This window comes from Natronococcus jeotgali DSM 18795, from assembly GCF_000337695.1.
GTDB classification, from domain to species: Archaea; Halobacteriota; Halobacteria; order Halobacteriales; family Natrialbaceae; genus Natronococcus; species Natronococcus jeotgali.
This window is the reverse complement of sequence record NZ_AOIA01000135.1, coordinates 1-5,827: the sequence shown is the minus strand read 5'-3', so window position 1 is coordinate 5,827 and position 5,827 is coordinate 1. Positions and strand designations below refer to the sequence as shown.

General features: G+C 68.2%; 6 protein-coding genes. 2 read left to right on the top strand and 4 right to left on the bottom strand.

The annotated features are described in order from the left end of the window. Positions 1-97: 97 nt before the first annotated feature. A complete protein-coding gene (glmU, locus tag C492_RS15780) occupies positions 98-1,279 on the bottom strand; it encodes a bifunctional sugar-1-phosphate nucleotidylyltransferase/acetyltransferase (RefSeq protein WP_008425418.1) in 1,182 nt (393 codons plus the stop codon). 379 nt (positions 1,280-1,658) lie between these two features. Here glmU and C492_RS15775 point away from each other — a divergent pair, with 379 nt between their 5' ends. Continuing rightward, positions 1,659-1,868 (top strand): DUF7563 family protein, encoded by a 210-nt coding sequence (locus C492_RS15775; RefSeq protein WP_008425417.1) that lies wholly within the window; start codon positions 1,659-1,661, stop codon positions 1,866-1,868. Positions 1,869-1,906: 38 nt separating this feature from the next. Here the strand turns inward: C492_RS15775 and glmM are convergent, their stop codons facing one another. Continuing rightward, the gene (gene glmM / locus C492_RS15770) at positions 1,907-3,241 is read right to left on the bottom strand and encodes a phosphoglucosamine mutase (RefSeq protein WP_008425416.1); all 1,335 of its coding nucleotides are present in this window, start codon (positions 3,239-3,241) and stop codon (positions 1,907-1,909) included. A gap of 249 nt (positions 3,242-3,490) precedes the next feature. Here glmM and C492_RS15765 point away from each other — a divergent pair, with 249 nt between their 5' ends. Then, positions 3,491-3,730: an ATP-binding protein gene (locus tag C492_RS15765; RefSeq protein ID WP_008425415.1), complete on the top strand. Its 240-nt coding sequence runs from the start codon at positions 3,491-3,493 to the stop codon at positions 3,728-3,730. 33 nt (positions 3,731-3,763) lie between these two features. On the opposite strand, the gene C492_RS15760 is transcribed toward C492_RS15765, so the two are convergent. Together C492_RS15760 and C492_RS15755 are read right to left on the bottom strand one after the other, a co-directional pair. Then, on the bottom strand, positions 3,764-4,774 hold the full coding sequence (locus C492_RS15760; RefSeq protein ID WP_008425414.1) for a lipid II:glycine glycyltransferase FemX: 1,011 nt from the start codon (positions 4,772-4,774) through the stop codon (positions 3,764-3,766). Further along, positions 4,771-5,827 (bottom strand): alkaline phosphatase family protein (locus tag C492_RS15755; protein ID WP_008425413.1); only part of this gene is annotated, 1,057 nt, incomplete at its 5' end. The genes C492_RS15760 and C492_RS15755, both read right to left, overlap by 4 nt.

Here is a 5,827-nt window from a genome sequence, read left to right as displayed (position 1 = left end):
CGCGGCCGACCTGCTCGGCCGACCGATCGACAAGCCGCGGAACCTGGCGAAAAGCGTCACCGTCGAGTAGGGATCGACGGGGCCGTCGCTCGCCCGCTTACCGATCCCGCTCGACGACCTCGCCGGGCGCCGTCGTCGCTCCCGTATCGAGTTTCAGTCCGGGGGTCAGACTCGTGTTGATCCCGGTCTTGGCGTCGTCGCCGACGACGACGCCGAACTTCCGGCGGTTCGTCGACACCCGATCGCCCTTGACCGTGAACCGCACGTCGTCGCCGTCGTGACGGAGGTTCGCGACGGTCGTCCCCGCCCCGAAGTTGACGTCGCGGCCGAGGACGCTGTCGCCGATATAGGAGAGGTGGCCGGCCGTCGCGCCCCGGGAGAGGACGCTGTTTTTCACCTCGACGGCGTTGCCGACCTTCGCACCCTCGTCGATCAGCGTCGCGCCGCGAACGTAGGCGTTCGGACCGACCGTCGCGCCCGAGCGGATCAGCGCGGGACCCTCGATCACGACGCCGGGTTTGACCGTCGCACCCTCCTCGACGACGACCGGCCCCTCGAGGTGGGCGTCCTCGCTGACCTCGCCCGCGACGCGGCCCTCGAGTTCGCCGAGTTTCCACTCGTTGGCCTCGAGCAGCTCCCAGGGGCGGCCGACGTCCATCCAGCGCTCGAGGGTGACGGGCGTGACGGTAAACCGATCGACCACCTGCGCGAGGACGTCGGTGATCTCGTGTTCGCCCCGCTCGCTGGCGGGAACGTCGAGCCACTCGATCGCCTCCTCGGGGAACGCGTAGGCGCCCGCGTTCGCAAGGTTCGTCGGCGGATCCGACGGTTTCTCGACGATGTCGGTGACCGCACCGTCGGTCGTGCTGAGCACGCCGTAGTTGCGCGGGTCCTCGACCTCGATCGCACAGACGGCCGGACACTCGTCGAAGAGTCGGTCGATCGCCGCCTGGTCGTAGAGGTTGTCGCCGTTGAGTACGGCGAAGGATCCCTCGAGGTGGTCGCTGGCGGCGTTGACGGCGTGGGCCGTCCCCGACTGCTCCTCCTGGATCGCATAGGAGATGGGGACGCCGCGGTGTTCCTCGCCGAAGTACTCCTCGACGGTGTCGGCCTCGTAACCGACGACGAGGACCACCTCGTCGGCGCCGGCGTCGATCGCGGCGTCGACGGTGTGGGCGGCGAGCGGACGATCCGCGACGGGCAACATTGGTTTCGGCACTGACGAGGAAAGCGGTCGGATCCGCGTCCCTTGTCCGGCTGCAAGCACGACAGCTTTCATTACGATCGCATTGTTCGATCCCCCCGATTAATATACGGCCGATAATCGTTCGGCGGTTCGTTCGGTCGATTCGGCCCACCGAACGGCGGGATCGATCGGACTGGTCGACGGCTCCGGCCGGAGACTCCGGGAACCGCCCGAAAACGCCGGTCGTCCGTCGACTCCGACGATCGAGAACGGTGTTTATGCCACGTTAATCGGCCCATTACTGTTCAGAAATGTGTAATTTCCGCGGTTGCAGCGTGCGACGCCGTCGATATCGGAACACCCCCTCTCGATCACCCTCGAGGGGGGTATCGACCACGAAATACGGGACTAAATTTCACTTCGATCGTTATGCTGCCTATATTAAATACCGCTCTGTGATTAGCCGCTGGTGATGTCGACGGAACCAACCGACGTGAAGTGGACGCCGATGTCGTCCGGGAAGCAAACGACCTCGCCGCGGTGTATCAACTGCGACAACCAGGTGACACGGCAGTTCGCTCGCGTCTTCGGCGACAACCGGGACGTCGTCCACGCATGCCCCGAGTGTGCGACGTACCGAGAGATGAAGACGTCCGATTTCATTCCCGAGGAACGACGATAGCTCCCCCGACCCCCCGCTGACGGTTCGTCCGCTGCCTCTTATTCGAGCGCGTTCGTCGCCTCGGTCGCCCGCTCGACGATCCCCGTCGCAGTCGCGAACACCGAATCCGCGTCGGTTTCCGAACGCGCCTCCGCGGTCACCCTGACGACCGGCTCGGTTCCGCTCGCGCGGATCAGGAACCAGCCGTCGTCGGTCTCGACCCGGACGCCGTCGAGGGTGTCGACCTCGGCGTACTCCTCCTCGACGGTCGCCTCGACCGCTTCCATCACGGCTTCCTTCGCCTCGACCTCGATCGACGTCCGCCGGATCGGGTAGCGATCGATCTCGGCGGCCAGCTCCGAGAGCGGCCCCTCGCTCGAGACCAGTTCGGCGAGCTTGCAGGCCGCGAGCGGGCCGTCCGGACAGCGGGTCTCGGTCGGCCAGATCCAGGCCCCGCTGGGTTCGCCCCCGAAGACGACGTCGTCCTCGGTGGTCCGTTCGGCGACGTAGACGTCGCCGACCTGCGTCCGGGTGAGCGACGCTCCGACAGCAGCAAGCGCGTCGTCGACCGCCAGGCTCGTGTCCACGGGGGCGGCGACCCGGTCGCCCTCGCCGGCGGCGTTGCGCGCGAACAGCGCCAGCAGCGCGTCCTTCGGCACGAACTCCCCGGTCTCGTCGACGGCCATCATGCGATCGGCGTCACCGTCGTGGGCGATGCCCAGGTCGGCGTCGGTCTCCGCGAGGACGGTCATGAGCGTGCCCAGGGTCTCCCGGTTGGGCTCGCTGGGTCGGCCCGGGAACGAGCCGTCGGGCTGGCCGTTTAGCGTCCGGACCGTACAGCCGAGATCGGCGAGGACCGCCGCGGTCACGGCGCCGGCGCCGTTGCCGACGTCGACGACGACCTCGAGGGGGTCGCCCAGCTCGACCGCGTCCGCCAGCGCGCTCGCGTGGTGCTCTCGGACGCGGTCGCGGCGCTCCCGCTTTCCCTGGCCGTCCCAGTCGGCCAGCTCGTAGTCACCCTCGCCGACGCGGCGGGCGATCGACTCCCGTTTCTCGGGTCCGAAGGCCTTGCCGGAGGGGGTCCAGAGCTTGATTCCGTTGTCGGTCTCGGGGTTGTGCGAGGCCGTGACGACGATCCCGGCGTCGGCGTCGAGGCGCTCGATCGATCGGGCGACCGTCGGGGTCGCCTCGACGCCGACCTCGAGGACGTCGGCGCCACACTCCTGGAGTCCCGCGGCGACCGCGTCGACGAGGGTGCGCCCGCTGTCGCGAACGTCCCGCCCGACGACGACGCGCTCGTAGCCGTCGGAGGCGACCGCGCGGCCGACCGACAGCGCGAGCGCGGCCGTCACGTCCGTTCCGACGGTTCCACGGATACCACTGGTCCCGAACATACAGTTCGTGACGACGGGCCCGGGGTTAATATGTGTCGACTTCCGGAGACCGGGGCGAGGGCCTCGGGATCGACCGTCAGCGCTCGAACTCGAGTCCGGTTCGGTAGTCACACCCTATCCGCGTGAACCGTCGCCGTCGTATATAGGTCCTCTCGGTGGCGCTCCGGACGGAATGGGATCACGTTCAGCCGATCGGGAACGGACTCGCATCGTTCGCTCCGAGACGACCGTCGACGGACGCGACCGCCGATGAGCGGACTCGAGCCCGACGACGAGGCCGTCGTCTCGGAGCTGCCGCCCAGCTCGAAGCTCGTCTACAAAGTGCTCGAGTACGAGGGCGCGATGACCCAGGCGGAGATCGCCGCCGAGTCGCGGCTCTGTCCCCGAACCGTCAGACACGCGCTGGGGACGCTCGCGGACCGCGGCGTCGTCGACAGCCGGGCCTGCCTCGCCGACGCCAGGCGGTCGATGTACCGGATTTCGGACTAGCCGTTTCGGAAGCGAAACGGAGGTTCGGACTCCCTACCGGAGTTTCCGGTAGCGATCGATTAGCAGGTCGAGCCCGAACGAGCCCGCCGTGATCGTGTAGTTGGTCTCGAGTCGCGGGTTGAACTTCGCCTTGTAGCGGTTGATGCTCGGGACGCCGGCCCCGACGAGGTCGTACCGATCCAGTCCCGCCTCCAGCCCGTCGCGCATCACGTGCCAGTCGAGCAGGTCGTTGATCGGGAGGTCGACGTCGGTATCGGGTTTCACCCCGCCCTGCCAGCGGTACCGGGTCGTTTGCGACTCGACGACCAGGATGCCCCCGACGAACTCCCCGTCGACCCGACAGACGTAGGGGCGGATCGCGCCGTCGGGAAGCTCGCGGTGGACCGCCCGGGCGAACTCGGGGTTCAGCTGGAACGATCGGCCCTGGCTCTCGTAGCGGGCGGCAACCTGGTCGACGATCCGCTCGACGTCGTCGTTGTCGCCCTCCTCGACGACGTAGGCGTCGGGATCGGCGTTACGAACGTTGTTCCGGGCGTCGCTGCTGAACCGATCCAACAGCTCCTGTTCGCTTCCCTCGAGGTCGACGACGTAGGTGTATCCCGGTTCGACGTCGTACTCGTTCCAGACGAACGGGCGGACGTCCTCGAACTCGGCGACGACGAACTTGGAGTACTGCGGGGCGATCTCGCGGTCGATCCACTCGAAACAGCCCTCGAGAAAGCGCTGGATCCGCCTGTCGGCCTTGCGCTGTTTGAGTTTGTCGACGTTCAGCGCCGACGGCCCGAGGTAACACGACCACGCCCGCGGCGCGGGCGAGAACGCGCCCGTGATCGGCCCCTTCGCGTACTCGAAGACCGGGAAGATGCCGACGGCCTCCTGACCCTTGAATCCGGCCAGCAGGTGGGGGGTCGTATCGGTGTCCGCGGCCTGCAGCCGGACCGCCTCGGCCCGGCTGAAGGGGTTCGTCCCGTCGGAGCGTTCGACGTATCGGTTCCACTCGTCGGCGTCCGCGATCGGATCGAGGACGGTAATGTCGATACTCATAGGTACCCGAGATCCGAGAGGCGCTCCTCGACGGCGCCGTCGTCGGTGGCCGCGACCGCCGTCGGCTCGTAGTCGGGGTAGTCGGCGACGGCGCTTTCCTCGACGATCGGCAGGGCGGTGCCGTCCATCTCGGCGTCGATCGGCACGTCGAACAGCGAGCAGATCGTCGGCGCGATATCGAAGATCGTCGCTCCCTCGAGGGCGGCCGACTCGTCGAACGCCGGCCCCGCGGCGGCGACGACCCCGGTTCGCTTGTGGTTCCAGGGCTCCATGGGATCGCCGAACCGGGGACGGTCGAGGTCGCCGACGATCGCGTTGTCGAACCCCGCGGGAACGGTGACGATATCCGGCCCGTTATCGAGGTGCGGACCGCTGAAGTACCGTTCCCGGGGCGCGACGGTCTCGAACATCGGCTCCCCGTCGGGGGTTCGAACCGCCGACAGGTTCTCGATGAGTTCGGTCCGGACCGACTCGTACTCCGCGGGAGACACCAGGCCGTCGGGTTCGCGGCCCTCGAGGTTGATCCGAACCCCGAGCTCGCTCTTCGAGCGAACGTAGGCCCGCGACGCCGGAAAGTCGACCTGGGTGCTGGCCGCCCGGAGCAGGTCGTTGGGGACGCGGCTGCCGATCGGCTCCGCGAGCCCGACCAGATCCAGCGCGGCGGCGACCCGCTGGGTCGTCAGCCCGACCGTCGCGGCGGCGTTCAGCGCCCGCTCGAGCGGACCGGCCTCGTGGTCGGCGGCGTCCTCGCCGGCGAGCAGGTCGTTCTCCCAGGCTCGCGACCAGTCGGGCATCCCCTCGCCGCCCCGGCGCGCCGCGAGCAACCCCTCCTCCCGGAGGTGCTCGTTGAGCCGGAACTCGTGACCCGAGACCCGCCCCATCCCGTGGTCGCTGACGACCAGGACGTTCTCGGGGTCGTGGCGCTCGATCGTCGCCTCGATCTGACGGTCGACCTCGCGGTAGACGGCCTCGACCGCCCGCTTTTCCCCCGCCCGCTCGTGGAAGACCGAGTCCGTTCCCTGGAACTGCAGGAAGCCGAAGTCGGGCTCGAAG

Excerpts from the sequence above, each read along its gene's own strand:
- glmU (WP_008425418.1), bottom strand. The coding sequence starts at position 1,279 with ATGAAAGCTGTCGTGCTTGCAGCCGGACAAGGGACGCGGATCCGACCG.
- C492_RS15775 (WP_008425417.1), top strand. The coding sequence starts at position 1,659 with ATGTCGACGGAACCAACCGACGTGAAGTGGACGCCGATGTCGTCCGGG.
- glmM (WP_008425416.1), bottom strand. The coding sequence starts at position 3,241 with ATGTTCGGGACCAGTGGTATCCGTGGAACCGTCGGAACGGACGTGACG.
- C492_RS15765 (WP_008425415.1), top strand. The coding sequence starts at position 3,491 with ATGAGCGGACTCGAGCCCGACGACGAGGCCGTCGTCTCGGAGCTGCCG.
- C492_RS15760 (WP_008425414.1), bottom strand. The coding sequence starts at position 4,774 with ATGAGTATCGACATTACCGTCCTCGATCCGATCGCGGACGCCGACGAG.